At 52.4% G+C, this 19770-nt stretch carries 21 protein-coding genes, 2 tRNA genes and 1 other RNA gene; 14 read left to right on the top strand and 10 right to left on the bottom strand.

Annotation, left to right across the window (positions count from 1 at the left end; genetic code table 11):
* The first annotated feature begins 26 nt into the window (after nucleotides 1–26).
* The 6 genes from dinI to CWM66_RS03220 all read left to right on the top strand — a co-directional run bounded on the left by dinI (nucleotide 27) and on the right by CWM66_RS03220 (nucleotide 3606).
* Complete coding sequence (gene dinI / locus CWM66_RS03195; RefSeq protein ID WP_007374461.1) at nucleotides 27–272, top strand: DNA damage-inducible protein I; 246 nt, start codon at nucleotides 27–29, stop codon at nucleotides 270–272.
* 275 nt (nucleotides 273–547) lie between these two features.
* Entirely contained in the window at nucleotides 548–802 is a 255-nt protein-coding gene (gene bssS / locus CWM66_RS03200) for a biofilm formation regulator BssS (protein WP_007374460.1), read from the top strand.
* Nucleotides 803–920: 118 nt separating this feature from the next.
* Complete coding sequence (gene solA / locus CWM66_RS03205) at nucleotides 921–2039, top strand: N-methyl-L-tryptophan oxidase (protein WP_071920625.1); 1119 nt, start codon at nucleotides 921–923, stop codon at nucleotides 2037–2039.
* Between the two features lie 50 nt (nucleotides 2040–2089).
* A complete protein-coding gene (locus tag CWM66_RS03210; RefSeq protein WP_007374458.1) occupies nucleotides 2090–2203 on the top strand; it encodes a YceO family protein in 114 nt (37 codons plus the stop codon).
* A gap of 259 nt (nucleotides 2204–2462) precedes the next feature.
* On the top strand, nucleotides 2463–3029 hold the full coding sequence (locus CWM66_RS03215) for a cytochrome b (RefSeq protein ID WP_007374457.1): 567 nt from the start codon (nucleotides 2463–2465) through the stop codon (nucleotides 3027–3029).
* A 1-nt stretch (nucleotide 3030) separates the two neighbouring features.
* Complete coding sequence (locus CWM66_RS03220) at nucleotides 3031–3606, top strand: YceI family protein (protein WP_007374456.1); 576 nt, start codon at nucleotides 3031–3033, stop codon at nucleotides 3604–3606.
* 35 nt (nucleotides 3607–3641) lie between these two features.
* Here the strand turns inward: CWM66_RS03220 and CWM66_RS03225 are convergent, their stop codons facing one another.
* Nucleotides 3642–4691 (bottom strand): rhodanese-related sulfurtransferase, encoded by a 1050-nt coding sequence (locus CWM66_RS03225; protein WP_072441001.1) that lies wholly within the window; start codon nucleotides 4689–4691, stop codon nucleotides 3642–3644.
* 217 nt (nucleotides 4692–4908) lie between these two features.
* Between CWM66_RS03225 and CWM66_RS03230 the strand changes: the two genes are divergently transcribed.
* The 3 genes from CWM66_RS03230 to CWM66_RS03240 all read left to right on the top strand — a co-directional run bounded on the left by CWM66_RS03230 (nucleotide 4909) and on the right by CWM66_RS03240 (nucleotide 7774).
* Nucleotides 4909–5829 carry a Kdo(2)-lipid IV(A) acyltransferase gene (locus tag CWM66_RS03230; protein ID WP_035886206.1) on the top strand — a complete coding sequence of 307 codons (921 nt, stop codon included), beginning with the start codon at nucleotides 4909–4911 and terminating at the stop codon, nucleotides 5827–5829.
* A 145-nt stretch (nucleotides 5830–5974) separates the two neighbouring features.
* On the top strand, nucleotides 5975–7231 hold the full coding sequence (mdtG, locus tag CWM66_RS03235) for a multidrug efflux MFS transporter MdtG (protein ID WP_007374452.1): 1257 nt from the start codon (nucleotides 5975–5977) through the stop codon (nucleotides 7229–7231).
* A 168-nt stretch (nucleotides 7232–7399) separates the two neighbouring features.
* On the top strand, nucleotides 7400–7774 hold the full coding sequence (locus CWM66_RS03240; RefSeq protein WP_090397623.1) for a MysB family protein: 375 nt from the start codon (nucleotides 7400–7402) through the stop codon (nucleotides 7772–7774).
* Here the strand turns inward: CWM66_RS03240 and CWM66_RS03245 are convergent, their stop codons facing one another.
* The 3 genes from CWM66_RS03245 to mdoG all read right to left on the bottom strand — a co-directional run bounded on the left by CWM66_RS03245 (nucleotide 7775) and on the right by mdoG (nucleotide 12132).
* The gene (locus CWM66_RS03245; RefSeq protein WP_043953916.1) at nucleotides 7775–8002 is read right to left on the bottom strand and encodes a YceK/YidQ family lipoprotein; all 228 of its coding nucleotides are present in this window, start codon (nucleotides 8000–8002) and stop codon (nucleotides 7775–7777) included.
* Between the two features lie 73 nt (nucleotides 8003–8075).
* Nucleotides 8076–10604 (bottom strand): glucans biosynthesis glucosyltransferase MdoH, encoded by a 2529-nt coding sequence (gene mdoH / locus CWM66_RS03250; protein WP_071920623.1) that lies wholly within the window; start codon nucleotides 10602–10604, stop codon nucleotides 8076–8078.
* A complete protein-coding gene (gene mdoG / locus CWM66_RS03255; RefSeq protein WP_090397625.1) occupies nucleotides 10597–12132 on the bottom strand; it encodes a glucans biosynthesis protein MdoG in 1536 nt (511 codons plus the stop codon). The genes mdoH and mdoG overlap by 8 nt, the downstream gene beginning before the upstream one ends.
* A 271-nt stretch (nucleotides 12133–12403) precedes the next feature.
* Between mdoG and mdoC the strand changes: the two genes are divergently transcribed.
* Complete coding sequence (gene mdoC / locus CWM66_RS03265) at nucleotides 12404–13552, top strand: glucans biosynthesis protein MdoC (RefSeq protein ID WP_007374447.1); 1149 nt, start codon at nucleotides 12404–12406, stop codon at nucleotides 13550–13552.
* 38 nt (nucleotides 13553–13590) lie between these two features.
* Here mdoC and ymdB read toward each other — a convergent pair whose 3' ends face one another.
* From ymdB to ghrA, 6 genes are all read right to left on the bottom strand, one after another.
* The gene (gene ymdB, locus CWM66_RS03270; protein ID WP_007374446.1) at nucleotides 13591–14133 is read right to left on the bottom strand and encodes an O-acetyl-ADP-ribose deacetylase; all 543 of its coding nucleotides are present in this window, start codon (nucleotides 14131–14133) and stop codon (nucleotides 13591–13593) included.
* A 75-nt stretch (nucleotides 14134–14208) separates the two neighbouring features.
* Complete coding sequence (locus tag CWM66_RS03275) at nucleotides 14209–14493, bottom strand: type 1 fimbrial protein (protein ID WP_090397092.1); 285 nt, start codon at nucleotides 14491–14493, stop codon at nucleotides 14209–14211.
* 170 nt (nucleotides 14494–14663) lie between these two features.
* The gene (locus CWM66_RS03280) at nucleotides 14664–15146 is read right to left on the bottom strand and encodes a DUF1097 domain-containing protein (protein ID WP_007374444.1); all 483 of its coding nucleotides are present in this window, start codon (nucleotides 15144–15146) and stop codon (nucleotides 14664–14666) included.
* Between the two features lie 101 nt (nucleotides 15147–15247).
* On the bottom strand, nucleotides 15248–15802 hold the full coding sequence (locus tag CWM66_RS03285) for a molecular chaperone (protein ID WP_007374443.1): 555 nt from the start codon (nucleotides 15800–15802) through the stop codon (nucleotides 15248–15250).
* Nucleotides 15803–15822: 20 nt separating this feature from the next.
* Entirely contained in the window at nucleotides 15823–16560 is a 738-nt protein-coding gene (locus CWM66_RS03290) for a phosphatase (protein ID WP_007374442.1), read from the bottom strand.
* 85 nt (nucleotides 16561–16645) lie between these two features.
* A complete protein-coding gene (gene ghrA, locus CWM66_RS03295; RefSeq protein WP_007374440.1) occupies nucleotides 16646–17584 on the bottom strand; it encodes a glyoxylate/hydroxypyruvate reductase GhrA in 939 nt (312 codons plus the stop codon).
* Between the two features lie 261 nt (nucleotides 17585–17845).
* Here ghrA and CWM66_RS03300 point away from each other — a divergent pair.
* The 4 genes from CWM66_RS03300 (at nucleotide 17846) to CWM66_RS03315 (ending at nucleotide 19751) form a co-directional block, all read left to right on the top strand.
* Nucleotides 17846–17933: transfer RNA gene (locus tag CWM66_RS03300), tRNA-Ser, on the top strand.
* Nucleotides 17934–17980: 47 nt separating this feature from the next.
* Nucleotides 17981–18118: non-coding RNA, RtT sRNA (locus tag CWM66_RS03305), on the top strand.
* 527 nt (nucleotides 18119–18645) lie between these two features.
* A tRNA-Ser gene (locus tag CWM66_RS03310) sits at nucleotides 18646–18733 on the top strand.
* A 202-nt stretch (nucleotides 18734–18935) separates the two neighbouring features.
* Nucleotides 18936–19751 (top strand): shikimate dehydrogenase, encoded by an 816-nt coding sequence (locus CWM66_RS03315; protein ID WP_107146233.1) that lies wholly within the window; start codon nucleotides 18936–18938, stop codon nucleotides 19749–19751.
* Nucleotides 19752–19770: the final 19 nt, after the last annotated feature.

The following is a 19770-nucleotide window of genomic DNA, read 5'->3' on the forward strand; positions in this document are numbered from 1 at the left end:
ATACAGTAAACACACAGGGGGCTATTATGCGCATTGAAGTGACTATCGCCAAAACCACACCCTTACCGCCAGGTGCTATCGATGCGCTGGCGGGCGAATTATCCCGTCGGCTCAATAATTACTATCCCGAACACGATAACAAAATCACCGTTCGCTACGCGGCGGCTAATAACCTGTCGGTGCTTGGTGGCGCAAAAGAAGATAAAGATCGCATAAGTGAAATTTTGCAGGAAACCTGGGAAAGCGCCGACGACTGGTTTATCAACGACTAATTTCTCTTTAAGTTTGTTCTTATTGCCGGGTCGCCCCGGCTTTTTTGTCTGTTTTTTACGCCATTCATTAATTCCACAGTTCTTTAGTAAAAATATGTGCTTAAGGTTTCGTTTTCTTATTCAAAAAAATCAAACAGCCTAAAAAACATGTTGCAGAGTGTTTATTTATTCGATCATCACCCCCATCTGTTGATATACTAAAGAGGCTTCAAATAAAACACGCATTGAACCTCGAAAGTCGTTGTCTAAATAAACACGCTAATATGGGGGTTATGATGGTAAAGAATAATGAAGTCATCCAGACCCATCCACTGGTCGGATGGGACATCAGTACCGTGGATAGTTACGATGCCCTGATGCTCCGGTTACACTACCAGACCCCAAACAGAGCCGCTCAGGAAGAGACTGAAGTCGGCCAGACGTTATGGTTAACGACAGATGTCGCCCGCCAGTTTATATCGATTCTCGAGGCGGGTATTGCCAAGATTGAATCAGGCGATTACCAACAAGATGAGTACCGCAGGCATTAGTCTTAATGCTGACCTTCATCCCAACAGGCACCCTTCAGGGTGCCTTAATTATTTCTGCCCTTGTATAACGCCGCCAGGTTAATTACCCTCCTGAACACGCTTTTTCCTGGAGAACACCATGAAATATGACCTGATTATTATCGGCAGCGGATCTGTCGGCGCAGCTACCGGCTATTACGCCACCCGCGCCGGGCTAAATGTCCTGATGATCGATTCCCATCTTCCTCCACACCAGCAAGGCAGCCATCATGGCGATACGCGTTTGATTCGCCACGCGTATGGCGAGGGTGAAAAATATGTTCCGCTGGTGCTGCGCGCCCAACAGTTGTGGGATCAATTAGCCCACGAAAGCGGTGAGGCGGTGTTCGAACGGACCGGCGTGATCAACCTCGGACCGGCTGATTCCGAATTTCTCGCCAATGTCGCCCATAGTGCTAAGCAGTGGGATCTGGCGGTAGAAAAACTGGATGCGCCTTCACTGATGGCCCGCTGGCCAGAAATCACCGTGCCGGAAGACTATATCGGTCTGTTCGAAGCCGATTCTGGCGTGCTAAGGAGCGAACTGGCGGTAAAAACCTGGATCAGTCTCGCCCAGCAAGCCGGTTGCGCACAACTGTTTAACTGCCCGGTTACCGCGCTGCGTCATGACCCTGAAGGCGTGACCATCGAAACAGCGGAAGGCGAGTTCGTCGGCAAGAAAGTGTTGATTAGCGCCGGTACCTGGGTGCGTCAGTTAATTCCAACGCTTCCGGTACAACCCGTACGCAAGGTTTTCGCCTGGTTCCAGGCAGACGGCCGCTACAGCAGCAAAAATCACTTCCCAGCCTTCACCGGTGAAATGCCGAATGGCGATCAATATTACGGCTTCCCCGCCGAAGATAACGCGCTGAAGATCGGTCGTCATAACGGCGGCCAGCTCATCGACGAGGCGCGACAGCGTACACCTTTTGGCAATGAAGCGGGAGACGGTTCGGAGTGCTTCGGTTTTCTGCGACAGTTCCTGCCGGGAATCGGCGGTTGCCTTTATGGCGCTTCATGTACCTACGATAACTCGCCGGATGAAGATTTTATTATTGATACTTTGCCGGAACATCCGGACACGCTGATTATCACCGGACTGAGCGGACATGGATTTAAATTCGCGCCAGTGCTCGGCGAAATCGCCAGTGAGTTTGCACAGGGTAAACGCAGCGATTTTGATTTGACACCTTTTTCCCTGTCACGCTTTACCCGATAATCCGTCGGCGGCCTTATTTGTGGCCGCCTTTATTTTTCTACGGAGAGATCATGCGTCGTTTATTCAACTTCCTTATTAATAACGTGCGTGAGCATTTGATGTTATATATTGCGCTGTGGCTTCTCGTTGCGCTGATCGACCTTATTTATATTGTATGGTCCTGACCATAAATACTGACAAAAGCTGACATTTATTTAAAAAAATAAAATTAAAACAATTTCTCTGAACAACAGCAACCTCACAAACCCTGCCATTAACCGCCAGACTTACCTTCCATCCTCTAATCACCTGAACATTAAAAGCAAAAATCATTCAAAAAATATGATATAGAAAAATTAATTATTTAATTGATTAATTTTCAGTTGCAATATGTATCCGCTCCCGCCATTTTAAATTAACCGTTCATTAACCAGATTCACAATTATGCAATTTCGCAACTCATCCGCCCGCTATGGCGCTATTTCCGTTGCTCTTCACTGGCTGATGGCAATAGCCGTTTATGGCATGTTTGCGCTGGGATTATGGATGGTCACGCTCAGCTATTATGATGGCTGGTACCATCAGGCACCGGAACTGCATAAAAGCATCGGCATTCTGTTGATGTTAGGGCTGGTGGTGCGCATTGTCTGGCGGCATATGTCACCGCCCCCTTCTCCACTTTCCAGTTATTCGCGCCTGACGCGAGCAAGCGCCGTACTGGCTCATATTGCACTCTATGTGTTGCTGTTTGGTATTCTCATCAGCGGTTATTTAATCTCCACCGCGGATGGCAAACCGATCAACGTATTTGGCCTGTTTAACGTGCCTGCGACACTTACCGACGCCGGTTCGCAGGCGGATCTCGCAGGTACTGTTCATTTATGGCTGGCATGGAGCGTGGTCGTGCTCTCGGTATTGCACGGCCTGGCCGCCTTAAAACACCATTTCATCGATAAAGACGCCACTCTCAAGCGCATGCTGGGAAAATCGTCGCCTGACTCTGGAGCATAATATGAAGAAAATCCTGCCGGGACTCGCTCTCGCCTCGCTACTCTTTGCTAGCGGCACTGCCGTAGCCGCAGATTATAAAATCGATAAAGAGGGGCAACACGCTTTCGTTAACTTCCGCATCCAGCATCTTGGATACAGTTGGTTATACGGTACGTTTAAAGATTTCGACGGTACATTTACCTTCGACGAAGCCAACCCGGCCGCCGATAAAGTGAATGTGACGATCAACACTAACAGCCTGGATACCAATCATGCTGAACGTGATAAGCATCTGCGCAGTGCGGAATTTTTGAATGTGGCGAAATTCCCGCAGGCGACGTTCAGCTCTACTGAAGTGAAGAAAACGGCTGATGGATTGGATATCACCGGCAATCTGACGCTGAATGGCGTGACCAAGCCGGTGGTGCTGGCGGCAAAACTCATCGGTGAGGGCAAAGATCCGTGGGGCGGCGTACGTGCAGGTTTTGAAGCTTCCGGCAAAATTGCGCTGAAAGATTTCAATATTACGACCGATCTTGGGCCAGCATCGCAGGATGTGGAGCTGATTATTTCCGTCGAAGGTGTACAGCAGAAGTAAATGAGCAGGAGAGGGTTTCCCCTCTCCTGTTTGCGTTATTCTGGATCCGGAATACCCAGTTTCGTGTTCAGACGTCCGCGTGATTTGTTGAAGATTTTATTGCCATTCTCACGTCCGGCGCGGCGTTTACGCTGCTCTTCTTCCGGCAATTTGCTCTCTTCCTGACACAATTCGCTGCAACAACCTTCATATTTCTCCGCACAAGCCGGGCACTGAATAAACAGCAAATGGCAACCGTCATTGCGACAGTTGGTATGCGAGTCGCACGGCGCACCACACTGGTGGCAATGGGCAATCACGTCGTCGGAAATGCGTTCCCCCATTCGTTCATCGAAAACGAAATTCTTCCCGACAAAGCGAACGGGCAGGCCTTGTTCACGGGCGCGACGCGCATACTCAATGATGCCGCCTTCGATATGCCACACTTTATTAAAACCGTTGTGCTTCATCCAGGCGCTCGCCTTTTCACAGCGAATACCGCCGGTGCAGTACATCACAATTTTCTTGTCTTTATGCGCCTGCATCATCTCAACGGCTTTAGGTAACTGCTCGCGGAAAGTATCGGCGGGGATCTCCAGCGCGCCGTCAAAATGCCCCACTTCATATTCATAGTGGTTGCGCATATCGATAAAAATCGCTTCCGGATCGTCGAGCATAGCGTTCACTTCCGCCGCTTTCAGGTAATCGCCGACATCGCTGGCATCAAAACTCTCATCTTCAATACCGTCCGCAACAATACGATCGCGCACTTTCATGCGCAGCACCCAGAATGATTTACCGTCATCGTCAATGGCGATGTTCAGACGCAGGCCATCCAGTGCCGGATCGAAGGCATAAAGCGCATCGCGAAAAGCCGGGAACTGGCTTTGCGGTACGCTGACCTGGGCATTAATCCCTTCATGGGCAAGATAAATGCGACCAAATACCTTCAGTGCGGTAAACGCCTGGTAAAGGGCATCGCGCGTTGCCTGCGGATTCATAATAGAAAAATATTTATAAAACGAGACCGTGATACGCGGCTCGGTTTCGGCAAGCATGCGCGCTTTTAATTCATCGTTGGCGATGCGGTTGTGTAACACTGGCATGGTGTACGTATCCTGCAAAGTAGAGAGTGAAAAAACGGCGGCATCATAAAGCAAATATTGATAATTTACATCCACACATTTTGCGCTACATTTCCTCTCAATCTGCTTATTACGGTATAACAATCACCGGAAAAACCGCCATTCTGTGCGCCCGGATTTTGGCAAATTCCGAAAAAGTGCGAGAATACAGGGAATTGTTGCTTAATACAGGACAGTCATGACGCTTTTACCTAAGTTTTCAGCCTCACTTTTACACCCTCGTTTTTGGCCCACCTGGTTTGGAATGGGTTTGCTGTGGCTGGTCGTTCAGCTCCCCTATCCGGTCATTTATCGCCTGGGGTATGGCATTGGGCATCTGGCTAAACGTGTGATGAAACGACGCGTGAAAATCGCCGAGCGCAATCTTGAACTCTGTTTTCCGCAGATGAGCGCCGAAGAACGGCAGCGTATGGTTGCCAAAAATTTTGAGTCAGTCGGCATGGGCGTCATGGAAACGGGCATAGCCTGGTTCTGGTCCGATCGCCGAATGGCACGCTGGATGGATGTTTCCGGTTTTGAATATGTTCGCGACGTACAGGCGCAAGGGCGCGGCATTTTGCTGATTGGCGTGCATTTTCTCACCCTGGAAGTTGGCGCCCGTATGTTCGGTATGAATGAGCCGGGTATCGGTGTCTACAGACCGAACGACAATCCGGTTATCGATCTGGTGCAGACCTGGGGCCGCATGCGTTCCAACAAGAGTATGATCGACCGAAAAGATCTTAAAGGAATGATCCGCGCGCTGAAAGCAGGCGAGGTTGTCTGGTACGCGCCGGACCACGATTACGGCCCACGGGCCAGCGTTTTCGCCCCTTTCTTTGCCGTTGAGCAGGCGGCGTCCACTTCCGGCACCTGGATGCTGGCGCGGATGTCTCAGGCTGCTATTGTACCGTTTGTTCCGCGTCGTAAGCCGGATGCAAAAGGCTACGAGCTGATCATGCTGGAACCGGAATACTCTCCGCCGCTTGACGATGCAGAAACAACAGCCGCCTGGATGAACAAAGTCGTGGAACGCTGCATCATGATGGCTCCCGAGCAGTATATGTGGCTACATCGCCGCTTTAAAACCCGCCCGGAAGGCGTCCCTTCTCGTTACTGAACACCTGAATAGCCCGCATTTGCGGGCTTTTTTTCATCATACAAAAATCGTCCTGCGCATTGCAGCAACCATCACCTGGGCGCATAATTAGCATGCTTATCAATTTCCCTTATGCGCGCGTTGCAACAACGCTGTACGGATGGTTATGTCATCTTCTGATGCCCCAATAAACTGGCAACGTAATCTTACCGTTGCCTGGTTTGGTTGTTTTCTTACTGGCGCGGCCTTCAGCCTGGTCATGCCCTTTCTGCCGCTGTATGTTGAGCAACTCGGCGTGACCGATCCGGGTGCGCTGAATATGTGGTCCGGGCTGGTGTTCAGTATTACCTTCCTTTTTTCAGCTATCGCTTCGCCGTTCTGGGGCGGGCTTGCCGACCGTAAAGGGCGCAAAATTATGTTGCTGCGGTCGGCGCTGGGCATGGCGATTGTCATGGCGCTGATGGGCATGGCGCAAAATGTCTGGCAGTTTTTAGTTTTGCGCGCGCTTTTAGGTTTATTGGGTGGATTTATCCCGAACGCGAATGCTTTGATTGCGACACAAATCCCGCGCAATAAAAGCGGCTGGGCACTCGGCACCCTTTCCACCGGTGGCGTCGGCGGTGCGCTGCTTGGGCCGCTGGCAGGCGGTCTTCTCGCCGATAATTGGGGTCTGCGGATGGTCTTCTTTATCACAGCGTCAGTGCTGTTCCTCTGTTTCCTGCTGACACTGTGCTGTATCCGGGAGAATTTTGTCCCGGTGGCAAAACGCGAAATGCTGCACTTCAAAGAGGTTTTTGCCTCGTTGAAAAGCCCAAAACTGGTGCTGAGCCTGTTTATCACCACGATGATTATTCAGGTGGCAACCGGCTCCATTGCGCCGATTCTGACGCTGTATGTGCGCGAATTGACGGGTAACGTCAGCAATATCGCGTTTATCAGCGGCATGATTGCGTCGGTGCCAGGCGTCGCGGCACTGATGAGCGCTCCTCGTCTGGGAAAACTGGGCGATCGCATCGGCCCGGAGAAGATCCTGGTGGCCGCGCTGGTGATATCCGTGCTGCTGCTGGTGCCCATGTCATTGGTACAAACGCCCTGGCAACTGGCGATTCTGCGTTTCCTGCTCGGCGCTGCCGATGGTGCGCTACTCCCGGCGGTGCAGACGCTGCTGGTCTATAACTCGACCAACCAGATTGCCGGGCGCATCTTCAGTTATAACCAGTCATTCCGTGATATCGGCAACGTTACCGGGCCACTTATTGGTGCAGCGGTCTCCGCCAGCTACGGGTTCCGCGCAGTCTTTTGTGTAACCGCAGGCGTGGTGCTTTTTAATGCCGTCTATTCCTGGTTCAGCTTACAGCGCCCTGCACGTTCTCACGCTGAAACGCCCACTTCCACCGCATCCGTGGTCAGCAGTAAAGAGTGATCGGTTACAGAGCGGGTCCCCCTGCTCTGCCGCCCTTTCATAATGATCAATTTCTGTTAAATATCTGATTACCTCAGCCATCATTTGACGCTGGCGAAACCAGCGACTATAGATTTTTGCAGATACTTTTTCTGCAACTTGAGGAGTTTTTCCATGGCTGAATCCGAACTGGAGTATTACTCAACACTGTCTGAAGCAATTGATGCCGCACGGGAAATTTTTATTGCCAATAATCCAGATATTGATGAAGACGAGATCAGCGTGCAGCAATTTAATGCGCAAAAGTATGTTCTTCAGGATGGCGATATCGCCTGGCAGGCTGAGTTCTTTGCCGATGAGGAGGAGCCAGGAGAGTGTCTGCCGATGCTCAGTGGCGAAGCCGCGCAAAGCGTGTTCGACGGCGATTTCGACGAGATCGAAATAAGCCAGGAGTGGCAGGAAGAGAACACGCTGCACGAATGGGACGAGGGCGAGTTTCAACTTGAACCGCCGCTCGATACCGAAGAGGGTCAGACTGCGGCAGACGAATGGGACGAGCGCTGATCACTCATAGGGGCCGTGATGCGCATCCAGTGGCAACAATAAGGTGTCGAACACCAGTGAAAAAGGCAGATCGAGCACGGTAATATAGCGCCACGCCGAATCACGAACATCCCATTGCACGCCGGGATAGTACTGATTTCCGTGGCCCTGCCCCGGGATAGTCCGACTGATAATGCTGCCGCAGCCGCTTAATAAACAGGCCATTACGACAACCAGAATAACTCTCACACCTGACCTCATCTTGCTGTTTGCAGAGTAAAAAAATACCGGCTCGGTGGCCGGTATTTTCCTTAATGTCGGCTTATTTCGCCTTCAACGCCAGCGGGTTTAGCTTCAGCTCTTCGTAATGGTTTACCCAGGAGAGATATCTCTCAGGTGCGGACCATACGCGATAGTGCAGTCGCGAAAGCGTCACGGGATCGCTTAGCAGCACCAGGCGACGATCGCGGTTCAGCTTCTCAGGCGTTTCGTTCAGCGCCTGCTCAACGTGACGATCGCGGGCAATTTCCAGCACGCGGCTGGAGCGGTGACGCGCAGTTGCCATTGCTGTTGCCAGCGCATTGAAAGAAGGATTAAACACCGCGTGCATAAACCCATCCTCCAGCGAACGCGAGCGGTTCAGCTCCAGATAGTTATCGGTATCCACCAGCACCTGCGGCGGCGAATACTCTTCCGGAATGAGGAACAGCTTCCAGCGTTTCGTACGCAAACCTACCGTGGAGCGACTGGAGATCACTGATACAAATGGCGACAGAATCAGCGAGAACACAATAGGCGCCAGCCAGAACAGGAAACGCAGATCCAGCCACGCCATTCCCACGGCCCATACCAGCCCCAGCAGTAACTGCGAGCCGTGACGCATAAAGGCTTCGCCCCACGGCGTGGAGTCATCATCACGCTGCGGCGAATTCCACACCACTTCCCAGCCGAGGAAGGCGCTGACAACAAATACAGTGTGGAACAGCATGCGCACGGGTGCCAGCAGAACTGAGAACAGCACTTCCAGCAGCAACGAGATCGTTACACGGAAGAAGCCGCCATACTCTTTCGGCCCTTTACACCATACCAGAATGATACTTAGCAGTTTCGGCAGGAACAGCAGCACCATTGTCGAGGCAAACAGCGCGATAGCCAGCTCAGGACGCCACTGCGGCCATACCGGGAACAACTGGCGCGGTTGCAGGAAGTACTGCGGCTCCGTCAGGGCATGCACCACCTGCAACGCCGTGGAGAGCGCAAGAAACATAAACCACAACGGTGCAGAAAGGTAGGACATCACGCCCGTCAGGAACACTGCGCGGTGTACCGGGTGCATACCTTTTACCAGGAACAGACGGAAGTTCATCAGGTTGCCATGGCACCAGCGACGGTCGCGTTTCAGCTCATCGAGCAGGTTCGGCGGCAGCTCTTCATACGAACCCGGCAGGTCATAAGCGATCCAGACGCCCCAACCCGCACGACGCATCAGCGCCGCTTCCACGAAGTCGTGCGACAAAATGGAACCGGCAAAAGAGCCTTCACCCGGCAGCGGTGCCAGGGCACAGTGCTCGATAAACGGCTTCACGCGGATAATCGCGTTGTGCCCCCAGTAGTGGGATTCCCCTAACTGCCAGAAGTGCAGCCCCGCAGTAAACAGCGGCCCGTAAACACGGGTGGCAAACTGCTGACAGCGTGCGTACAGCGTATCCATACCGGACGCTTTCGGCGACGACTGGATGATCCCAGCATTCGGATTGGCCTCCATCAGGCGCACCAGACCGGTCAGACATTCGCCGCTCATCACGGAGTCTGCGTCCAGCACCACCATGTAGCTGTACTGGCTGCCCCAGCGACGGCAGAAGTCATCGATGTTGCCGCTTTTACGTTTCACGCGACGACGGCGACGGCGATAGAAGATCTGCCCTTCACCCTGCACTTCCGCGATCAGCTCCATCCACGCTTTCTGCTCAGCAACGCAGATATCCGGGTTATAGCTATCGCTGAGGATATAGACGTCGAAATGCTGTTGCTGCCCGGTAGCTTTAACCGATTCCCAGGTCGCACGCAGCCCCGCAAAAACGCGATCCACGTCTTCGTTACAGATAGGCATAATCAACGCGGTACGATGTTCCGGGTTAAGCGGCTCATCACCCACCGTTGAGTGCGAAATGCTGTACTTGTCGCGGCCGATAAGCAGTTGCAGGAAGCCCATCAGCGCCGTCCAGAAACCGGCGGATACCCAACAGAACAGGACGGCGAACAGGATCAGAATGCCGGTTTGCAGCACGTACGGCAGCAACTGCATAAAGGAAACCCACAGATCCTGGCCCGCCATATCGGTCGGGTTGATCAGCGCCCAGCCCTGATAAGGCAGGATGGTTTTCATATACCAGGTCGCCACCACCGTCTGCGCCAGCGTCAGCAGCAGTAAAATATAACGGCGGATTGAGCCGACAGTACGCCATTTCTGTTCGTGTGCCTGCTCTTCTTTCGTCAGACGAGAAAGATAACGCGGAGCCACTTCCCGTCCACGAAGGCGATCCCAGAAACGCCCGATAGGGTTGGTACGCCACGGATCGGGAAACATGGAAGAACGCTTCGCTTTCGGCATTGCCTGAAGTTGCGCACGCCCTTCTTCATCCTTAATAAGCTGCTCTTTGCCCAGTGAATCCGGCCAGCTATGCTGCAAGCGCGCCGTCACAGAACCCAACGGCGTATCGTCTTCACGTTTCCAGTCTGTGTGTTCAGCATCCAGCGCCTGATGCACGCTAAGAATACTCTCTGTCGGCAGCACTGCCTTCTCCGCATCCGTGAGCGGCAGCGCGTCGATATACTCAGTTGTCTTATTCATTGGCAGGTAGCTGATAGCTCCAGGTTTCACTCAGGGTCTGGTCGGCATTTACCAGGGCCGCGCGCATATCCGTCGTTTTCTTCGGATCTTTAACTTTCACGCGTAACATCAAACGCCAACCTTGCGTCACTGGATTATAGCGAACGGTGTTTTCCACGATTTCGCCGTTATCGCCAATGCTGGCTTGCGCGGTGACTGGGGTGTCCTGCGGCAGTTTTTTCATATCCTGGCCGGTGAAATCGACGACAAAGGCGATCGTTCCGTCAGGCTGACGAATCAGGTTCGACTGTTTTACATCACCGGTCGAACGACGAGTTTGCAGTACCCAGGCGTTGTCTGGCGCATGCAGTTTATCTTCGTCGCGACTAAAGGTGATGGTGTATTTAAAGTTCATCTCCTTGCCTGGTTCCGGCAGTTGATCCGGCGTCCAGTAGGCTACGATGTTATCGTTGGTTTCGTCATTGGTCGGAATTTCAACCAGCTCAACTTTCCCTTTGCCCCACTCGCCTTTCGGCGTAACCCATGCGCTCGGACGCAGATCGTAGCGGTCATCAATGTCTTCAAAACGGGAGAACTGACGGCCACGCTGCAGCAGACCAAAGCCCTGCGGGTTTTCCATCGCATAACTGCTGACAGCCAGGTGTTTCGGGTTGTTCAACGGGCGCCAGATCCACTCGCCGTTGCCGGCAAGCATCGACAGACCGTTAGAATCATGCAATTCCGGGCGGTAGTTGGTCGCCGGAGAGGGTTGCGACGGACCGAACAGGAACATACTGGTCAGCGGCGCAACACCCAGTTTGCCCACTTTATCGCGCAGGTAAACTTTGGATTGCACATCCACTACAGTATCGCGGCCAGGGATAATCACGAAGCGATAGGCCCCCGTGGCGCGGGGTGAATCCAGCAATGCGTAAATCGTCAGGCGTTTATCGGCAGGCTTGGGACGCTCGATCCAGAATTCACGAAAACGTGGGAACTCTTCGCCGGAGGGGAGCGCAGTGTCAATCGCCAGACCGCGCGCGGAGATCCCATAAACCTGACCTGCGCCAATCACGCGGAAGTAGCTTGCGCCCAGCATGCTGACGATTTCATCGTTTTTATCTTTATTATTGATGGGGTAAAGAACTTTGAAACCAGCAAAACCAAGATCTTTTACAGTGTCTTTATCGTGCTGAACGTTACCAAAATTAAAGTAGTCCGGGCTGTATTTAATTTGGCGAACGGCGGTGGCGGTCACTTCGTTGAGGGTCACCGGCGTATCGAAATACATGCCCTGATGATAAAACTCAAGCTTAAACGGGGTGTTGGTCGCGTTCCAGTAGGCTTTGTCGTGGTTGAACTGAATCTGCTGATAGTCCGCGTATTTCATGTCACGGAAAACAGAGGGCAGATTGCTCTTGGGTGCTTCATAGCCTTTGCCAGCCAGGGATTGTGCCTGTTTTGCGACATCGTCAATAGAAAAAGCCCAGCCTGATGACGTATAAAGTGACAACAGAACCGCAGCGCCTACCCAACGCATTTTCATCATTTGTAATTTAGGTTTCATAATAACTAAGCACTTCCCCCTTTGTGTGCTTAAATCGATCCGATCCATTTTAATGGAAACTCAGCCAATCCGACAACTGAATCCCTGTATTGTTCTGCCTGCTGGCTCATTGAATAAGCAAAGAAACTCACCCTTATCGTTTTGCAGGCTTATCCTGGAGACAGGTTATCGGACATAGTGTAGGGTTAGTTTCGAATGTAACCATTATTTGTCTTATGGATAAGGCGAAAAGTCTTAGAATGCCCGGAGTTATATGGCCAGAGTACCCGCACAACGAGAATATTTCCTTGATTCCATCCGCGCGTGGTTAATGCTGCTTGGGATCCCGTTCCACATCTCGCTGATTTATTCCAGCCATATGTGGCACGTTAACAGTACCTATCCTTCCTGGTGGCTGACCCTGTTTAATGACGCTATTCATGCGTTTCGCATGCAGGTGTTTTTTGTCATATCCGGTTATTTTTCATACATGCTATATCTGCGTTATCCGCTAAAACGCTGGTGGATGGTGCGCGTTGAACGTGTCGGTATACCGATGCTCACCGCAATTCCGCTGCTCACGTTGCCGCAATTTATTATGTTGCAATATGTGAATAACAATACCACGGAATGGCACACCTTATCGGCGTATGACAAATTCAATACGCTGTCGTGGGAACTGATATCTCATTTATGGTTCCTGTTAGTACTCGTCATATTAACAACGGTTGGCATGTGGTTGTTTAAAAAAATAAAAAACAATGCCGATCGCCTACTTGGTTCTATTTCACTCGGTACGCTTTCCCTCTGGTTCCTGCTGCTGGGCATTGCCTGGGCCGCATTTCGGCGCATTATTTTTCTGTTGTATCCCGATATATTGCGCGATGCGCTGTTTAATTTCGCCGTCATGCAGTCGCTGTTTTACATTCCTTTCTTTATCCTTGGTGCGCTGACTTTCATAAATCCGCGGCTAAAATCACTTTTTACCACGCCGTCACCGTGGTGCATGGTTGGCTCAGCGCTGGCGTTTGTTGCTTATCTGCTTAACCAACGCTATGGCAGCGGCGATGCGTGGATGTATGAAACCGAAGCGGTAATTACCATGCTGCTGGGGCTGTGGATGGTGAATGTGGTGTTCTCGCTGGGGCACCGGTTGCTTAATTTTCAGTCGGCGCGGGTGAGTTATTTTGTCAATGCGTCGCTGTTTATTTATCTGGTACACCATCCGCTGACGCTGCTCTTTGGCGCATGGATCACTCCACATATTCAGTCCAACGCGTTAGGTTTTGTCACCGGACTGGTATTCGTCATTGGGATTGCGGTTTTGCTGTATGAAATTCACTTGCGCATTCCGCTGCTGCGTTTTCTCTTCTCCGGTAAACCGCAGGAGAAAGAGGTGAAAACCCACGCTACCGCCCGTTGATTTCGCAGGCTGCTCCTGCTGAGTAGCCTGCGTTTGCCCTATTTTGCAGGTTCTTCGCCCTGCTGTGTTAATAATCGCTGGTAAAGGTGCGCCGTTTCGCCATCAAAGCAGACAAACAAGACCTGCTGTAGCTGAGGGCGCCGGATCAAATGTGCAGACACCGTGTTGACCGCGATCTCTGCCGCCGCCGCTTTCGGATAGCCATACACACCAGTACTTATCGCCGGGAAAGCGATCGTGGTGTAGCCGTTCGCTTCAGCCAGCAACAGACTGTTGCGGTACGCATCCTCCAGCAGATGAGCTTCGTGTTCACCGCCGCCGCGCCACACAGGGCCAACCGTGTGGATCACCGCTTTAGCGCGCAGATTTCCCGCCGTGGTGATCACCGCATGCCCCGGAGGGCACTCCCCTTGTTGCTGACGCACCTGCTGACACGCCTTCAACAACTCCGGTCCTGCCGCGCGATGAATAGCGCCATCAACGCCGCCGCCGCCAAGTAGCGACGAGTTTGCGGCATTCACAATGACATCAACCTCGAGAGTAGTGATATCTCCCTGAAGTACCTGCATACGTGGCTGCATTTTTGCCCCCTTTTCGGTCAATCAACCGCCTTTCCGATAAGTGTATCCTGGAGCGGGGGCAACATGCAGGCACAATCAGTGATAACTGATAACGACAATAGCCTTTGAATGCTCTGGATCGAGATAGTGCATCTCGACTTTCGCCAGCGATGCAAAAGACTGCCCGGCAATGTCACGCAGCGAAAATTGCTGCGTTTCGACCTTTTGCCCCTGCGGGCAAGAGAGCTCCAGTTGCTGCGAGTGGGTACGATAATCGCAACCACCTTCAACAATTGCACCCTGGAAATGAATGATCCCACCTGGCGTAGCAGCGCCGACAGAAGTGGTAGATAAAAGGATAATGAGAGACAGGAATGTCATAAAAAGCCGCATAAACACCTCACAGATTACTCATCCTTGATGGTGGGAGTCAGATATTCCACCTACCTGACTCATCGGCATTTTTAATTAATCTCTTTAATAGTTTAGCGTACAAAACGCACTGTTGCGGGCTACCAGGCTGTTTTTATAAGATTTTTTATTGATGCGATTTATACTTTTTCTTGCTCGTTTAGCAAAGGCTGCGCACGGCGAGCAGCGATCCACAAGCCGCTATTTTTCATGGCGTAACCGAAAAGCAGCCCGACGGCCAGCGAAGGCACAATCATCTGCCACTCACTCTGCCCGGCAAACGTCGCGCAGGCACCAATAAAAGTGCCCGGCACAAAAGAGAGCAGCAAGCTTTTGGCCTGCAAGCACATCAGGAATGCCACCACGCCGGTCATCATATAGCCGACGATCGACAAATGCGGTGCCAGCGCTGCGCCATGAATAATCACTTGTGCCCAGACAACACCGCTCATGACGGTACAGGTGGAGATCAGTAGCCCTTTCAACCCGCCCTGCGGGCAGGCGAAATAAGCCGTACATCCGAGAAAGCCCGCCCAGCTAATCAAGCCGAGGGAAACGGCCACCCAGCCCCAAAGGCCAGAGAGGATACCCGTCGTCAGTGCAATAGAAAGGAGAATGTTCATGGCGCGCATCATAGCAGATGCGCACCGGGGTTATGTGACAACAAGCACATTAATTGAAATGATGAATTATGCGTTACATTTTATTGGTGATATTCATCACATTATTCGGCAGATTCTTCCTGCAATTCATCCCACATTGCTGCAATCGCATCTCGCGAGAGTGGTGCCATTGTGCGCCAGAACGGCGTGGTCGCGTGGGCTTCCACCTTACCGAAGAACGTGCCACACCACGGCAGCAGATAGTCTGCGAACAGGGTTTCCAGCGCTTCGCTTTCATCCTCAGCCGACTGGTCTTCCAGCCAGGAGGCTGCCAGCAGCAATGTACCAATATGATCGGCTGGCGCATCGGTTAACGGCATGCCACGGCTCGACAAAAATGAACGGACTTCAGCTTCTGTAGCGCCATCCACCCAGGCGCTGCGAAACGGCGACACCCGGCACTCTTCGCCGACAAACAGCGCGTTGTAATCGGCAGCCAGCGCCTGCGCATCGCAGTTTTTTTGCAGGCGCTCCAGCAATTCATCCTGCTCCAGGGGCCAGCTTTCCGCCAGTTTCCCCTCGCGGATCAGGGTGTACAGCGGCACCAGCAGCGGATCCTGCGGCTGACGATAAAACAGCGAGCCAAGTACGCGGCAAAGGATAGAAAATTCGTTCATTCAGTTGTTCCAGTCAGTATTTAAAGTTCAGCAAATTCAGCAATCGGCGCCATGCCGCGGGACTCAAGGAAACTCAGCAGGCGACGCGGTGAGACGTTCAGAATACGTTCTTCCGGGAAACCGACATCATCGAGTACCTTACGGCATTCAGTGAAATCACCCAGTGTAAACGCGGTGTGAGAATCCGATCCCAGTGCAACCCAGCCGCCAGCATCACGCACCGCGGCAGCAATCGCACGGCAGTTATCTTCACTACCTTTGCGTGAGTGCATAAAGGAAGAGTTGTTAATCTCCAGCGCCACCTGATATTTCGCGGCAGCTTCCGCGATTGCAGGAATATCAACCTCAAATTTCGGGTTGCCGGGATGGCTGATAATGTGAACGTTGCCGCTGGCCATTGTGGCAATCATCGCCTGCGTATGCGCGGCTTTATCCTGCGGTGGAAAGACCGGTTCATGGAAACCGGCAATGATCAGATCGAGTGATGACAGCATCGGGCCGGTGCAGTCGATCTCACCATCGGTGTTTTTAATGTTGGCCTCAATACCGCGCAAAATCCCCACGCCATCCACCAGACGCGGCCAGATGCGCATATTGACGAAGTGCCAGTAATGCGGCGCATCCGCCATATCCGGGCCGTGGTCAGTAATGGCAAACAGTTTGATGCCTTTGCTTTTTGCTTCGGCAATATAATCATGAAGCGTGCTATAAGCATGGGTGCTGGCGACGGTATGCATATGCAGGTCAACGGGGTACATGGCTCACTCCTGTCGTTATTTTTTGCAAGGATAGCAGTTATCGGTGTCGATTTTAATGACAAAACCCGGCCGGGCCGGGCTTTCATTAATAACCCCGAACTCTGTCAACGCGCCCGCTGACGGTTTCTCCGCGCTCCAGTTTGCCAATAGTGTGGCTGATAAACTCAATGGCTTCGGTTGGTCTCGTGAACGCCGCAATGTGCGGAGTCATTGCCACACGCGGATGCGCCCACAGCGGATTATCAGCAGGGAGCGGCTCGCGGCTGAACACATCAAGCATCGCGCCCTTCACCTTTCCGCTCTCCAGCGCCGCCAGCAGATCGGCTTCAACAACATGGACGCCGCGTGCCAGGTTCATCACGTAACTGTGGTCGGCAAGTTGATTAAGCAGTGACTGATTAATAAGACCAACCGTTTCCGGCGTATTCGGCAGCAAGTTGATCAGCACACGCGTGCCCTGCAAAAAATCGCCCAGTTCTTCAGGGCCAGCAAAACTTTGTACACCAGGCAGCGACTTACGGCTGCGGCTCCAGCAACGCACCGGAAATCCCCACGGCAGCAGGCTTTCCGCGACTTTTGAACCCAACACACCCGCACCAAGAATACCGACAGTGAAATCGCCGTGCGCATACTCTTCCAGTTGCTGCCATCTGGACTGCTGTTTTAACGCCTGATAATCATCAAAACGCCGGAACCAATGCAGCACCTGGCTTACCGCATACTCTTGCATTTGCGATCCCATCCCGGTGTCTTCCAGGCGGAATAGCGGAATATCATCAGCCAGCATCCCCGGGTTGGCGCTGAGCTGACCAAGAATGGCATCAACCCCGGCGCCAAGCGCAAACACCCCTTTCAGTTTACGTCCTTTAAGCATTTCGACAGGGGGATGCCACACCAGGGCATAATCCGCCGGGGCATTATCGCCTGCCGTCCATGCACGCACATTCACCTGCGGCATCGCCTTACGCAGCGCGTTAATCCAGTATTCGCTATTAAAGGAAGGGTGATAAAAAATAATGTCCATTCCAACTCCAGAAATCGTTGTGATGTATCCGGATAATTCCCGGTTCTATTGGGTATTTTAAAAGGGTGATCAGCATAACAAATTTCTCCTGTACGCCGCGGAGAAAGTACCGTGATGAGAAAAAAAGCGATTTCAGAACGTTTAAGAAGCAGGTTGTTTGAAGTTTGTCTAAACACGCTAATTTATTGAAAAAGAAGATTGACGCCGCAATGGCTTTTCCCTACATTAGCGCCCGTCCCGATGACATCGGGAAGACAATGTGGTGAGGTGTCCGAGTGGCTGAAGGAGCACGCCTGGAAAGTGTGTATACGGCAACGTATCGGGGGTTCGAATCCCCCCCTCACCGCCATCATTTCAGACGAGAGCCTGTACGAAAGTGCGGGCTTTTTTCTTTTATATTCTCCCTTCCTGGGGGGGATGAGAATCCCCGACCGGGGTTCGACAACGGGCAACTGCCCGCTGGACAGACCACGAATAACATGAGTGGGCTGCCCGCAGGGCGAGCGAAGCGAGTCAATCCCCCCCTCACCGCCATCATTTCAGACGAGAGCCTGTACGAAAGTACGGGCTTTTTTCTTTTATATTCTCCCTTCCAGGGGGGATGAGAATCACCGACCGGGGTTCGACAACGGGCAACTGCCCGCTGGACAGACCACGAATAACATGAGTGGGCTGCCCGCAGAAAAACGCCGGGAGCGTTTTTGAACAACGCCTGCGTTGGCCCCGAAGGGGCGAGGCCCAGGGAAGGGCCGAGTAACGGCGAGCGAAGCGAGTCAATCCCCCCACTCTCCCTTCCAATGCCGATTAAACATCAGAGATGGCGTCGACACCTTATATAACCGTGGTTTTAGCCATCTCCTGCCCTGGCTTCGCGCCGGAACGCCAGGCGACAGCGACGCTTTACCCGGACTACATTTCTGGTCAAATTTTTGGTCCAAAATCCGCCATTGCTCACACCTTAAGCGAACAGCCATCAATGCGGAAAATATGCTTGACCGTTTCAGTGCAACTCCCTATAGTAGCGCCCCGTTGCCCCCCAAGTGGCGGCAGCAATACAATGTGGTGAGGTGTCCGAGTGGCTGAAGGAGCACGCCTGGAAAGTGTGTATACGGCAACGTATCGGGGGTTCGAATCCCCCCCTCACCGCCATCATTCAAAGAAGAGCCCGCATGCAAATGCGGGCTTTTTTTTCGCATGTCGCACATGCTATCCACAAACTGCACTCAACAATCGCAAAAAACATCCTCATTTCAGCTCAGAAGAAAACCCTCTGACCTTGCTCACTTTGTTTCTCCCACAGCTATCACCGGTGCATTACTATGGCGTTCCGTGAGCGAAAAAGAGTGCCGTAATGAAAGAACGCAATATCGTAAGTGGGAAATTAACCCTGCTGGCCATCATTGGCGATCCCATTGCGCAAGTACGCGCCCCTTTGATGATCAATGCCGCCATGGAAGAGCGACACATCCCGGATACACTGATGGTTCCTTTGCATGTTGCGCCTGGCAATGTGCAGCAAGCGATTGAGGGACTGAAAGCTGTGCAGAATTTCGCTGGCGCCATCATCACCATGCCGCATAAAAAAGAGGTTATGCACTTCCTTGATTCAACGAGTACCGCGGCAGCACATTGCGGTGCCTGCAATGTCATCCGCCGTGACCAGCACGGGAAAATCCATGGCACAATGCTGGATGGCGAAGGTTTTGTCGCCAGTCTGCTGGAGCGGGATATTGCCGTTGGGCAAAAGAAAATCTATCTGGCAGGAACCGGTGGCGCAGGTACGGCGATCGCACATGCGCTGGCTGCTCATCAGGTTGCAGAATTGATTATCTATAACCGCACCGTCAGCCGGGCTGAAGCACTTATCCGTGAATTGTCGGTTTTCTATCCGCAGGTGCAGTTTCGGTTGGGCAACGATAAACCCGCAGAGGTTGATATTGCCATTAATGCCACCTCCGTTGGCATGGGCGGGACGCAAGAACTCCCCTTCTCGCTTATGGCGCTCAACCCGCAGTCTGTGGTCTGCGATATCATTATTTTCCCGGAGACAACGGCGTTGCTCGCTGCGGCACAGCAGCGCAATTTATGCACACACTCTGGACGGGCCATGCTCGCCGCGCAGATTACATTGATGCTTGAATTTATGCTACATGGCAAAAAGGCATAAAAAAGCCCGGCAAGCCGGG

This window comes from Kosakonia sp. H7A (assembly GCF_003028445.1).
Classification (GTDB): domain Bacteria; phylum Pseudomonadota; class Gammaproteobacteria; order Enterobacterales; family Enterobacteriaceae; genus Kosakonia; species Kosakonia radicincitans.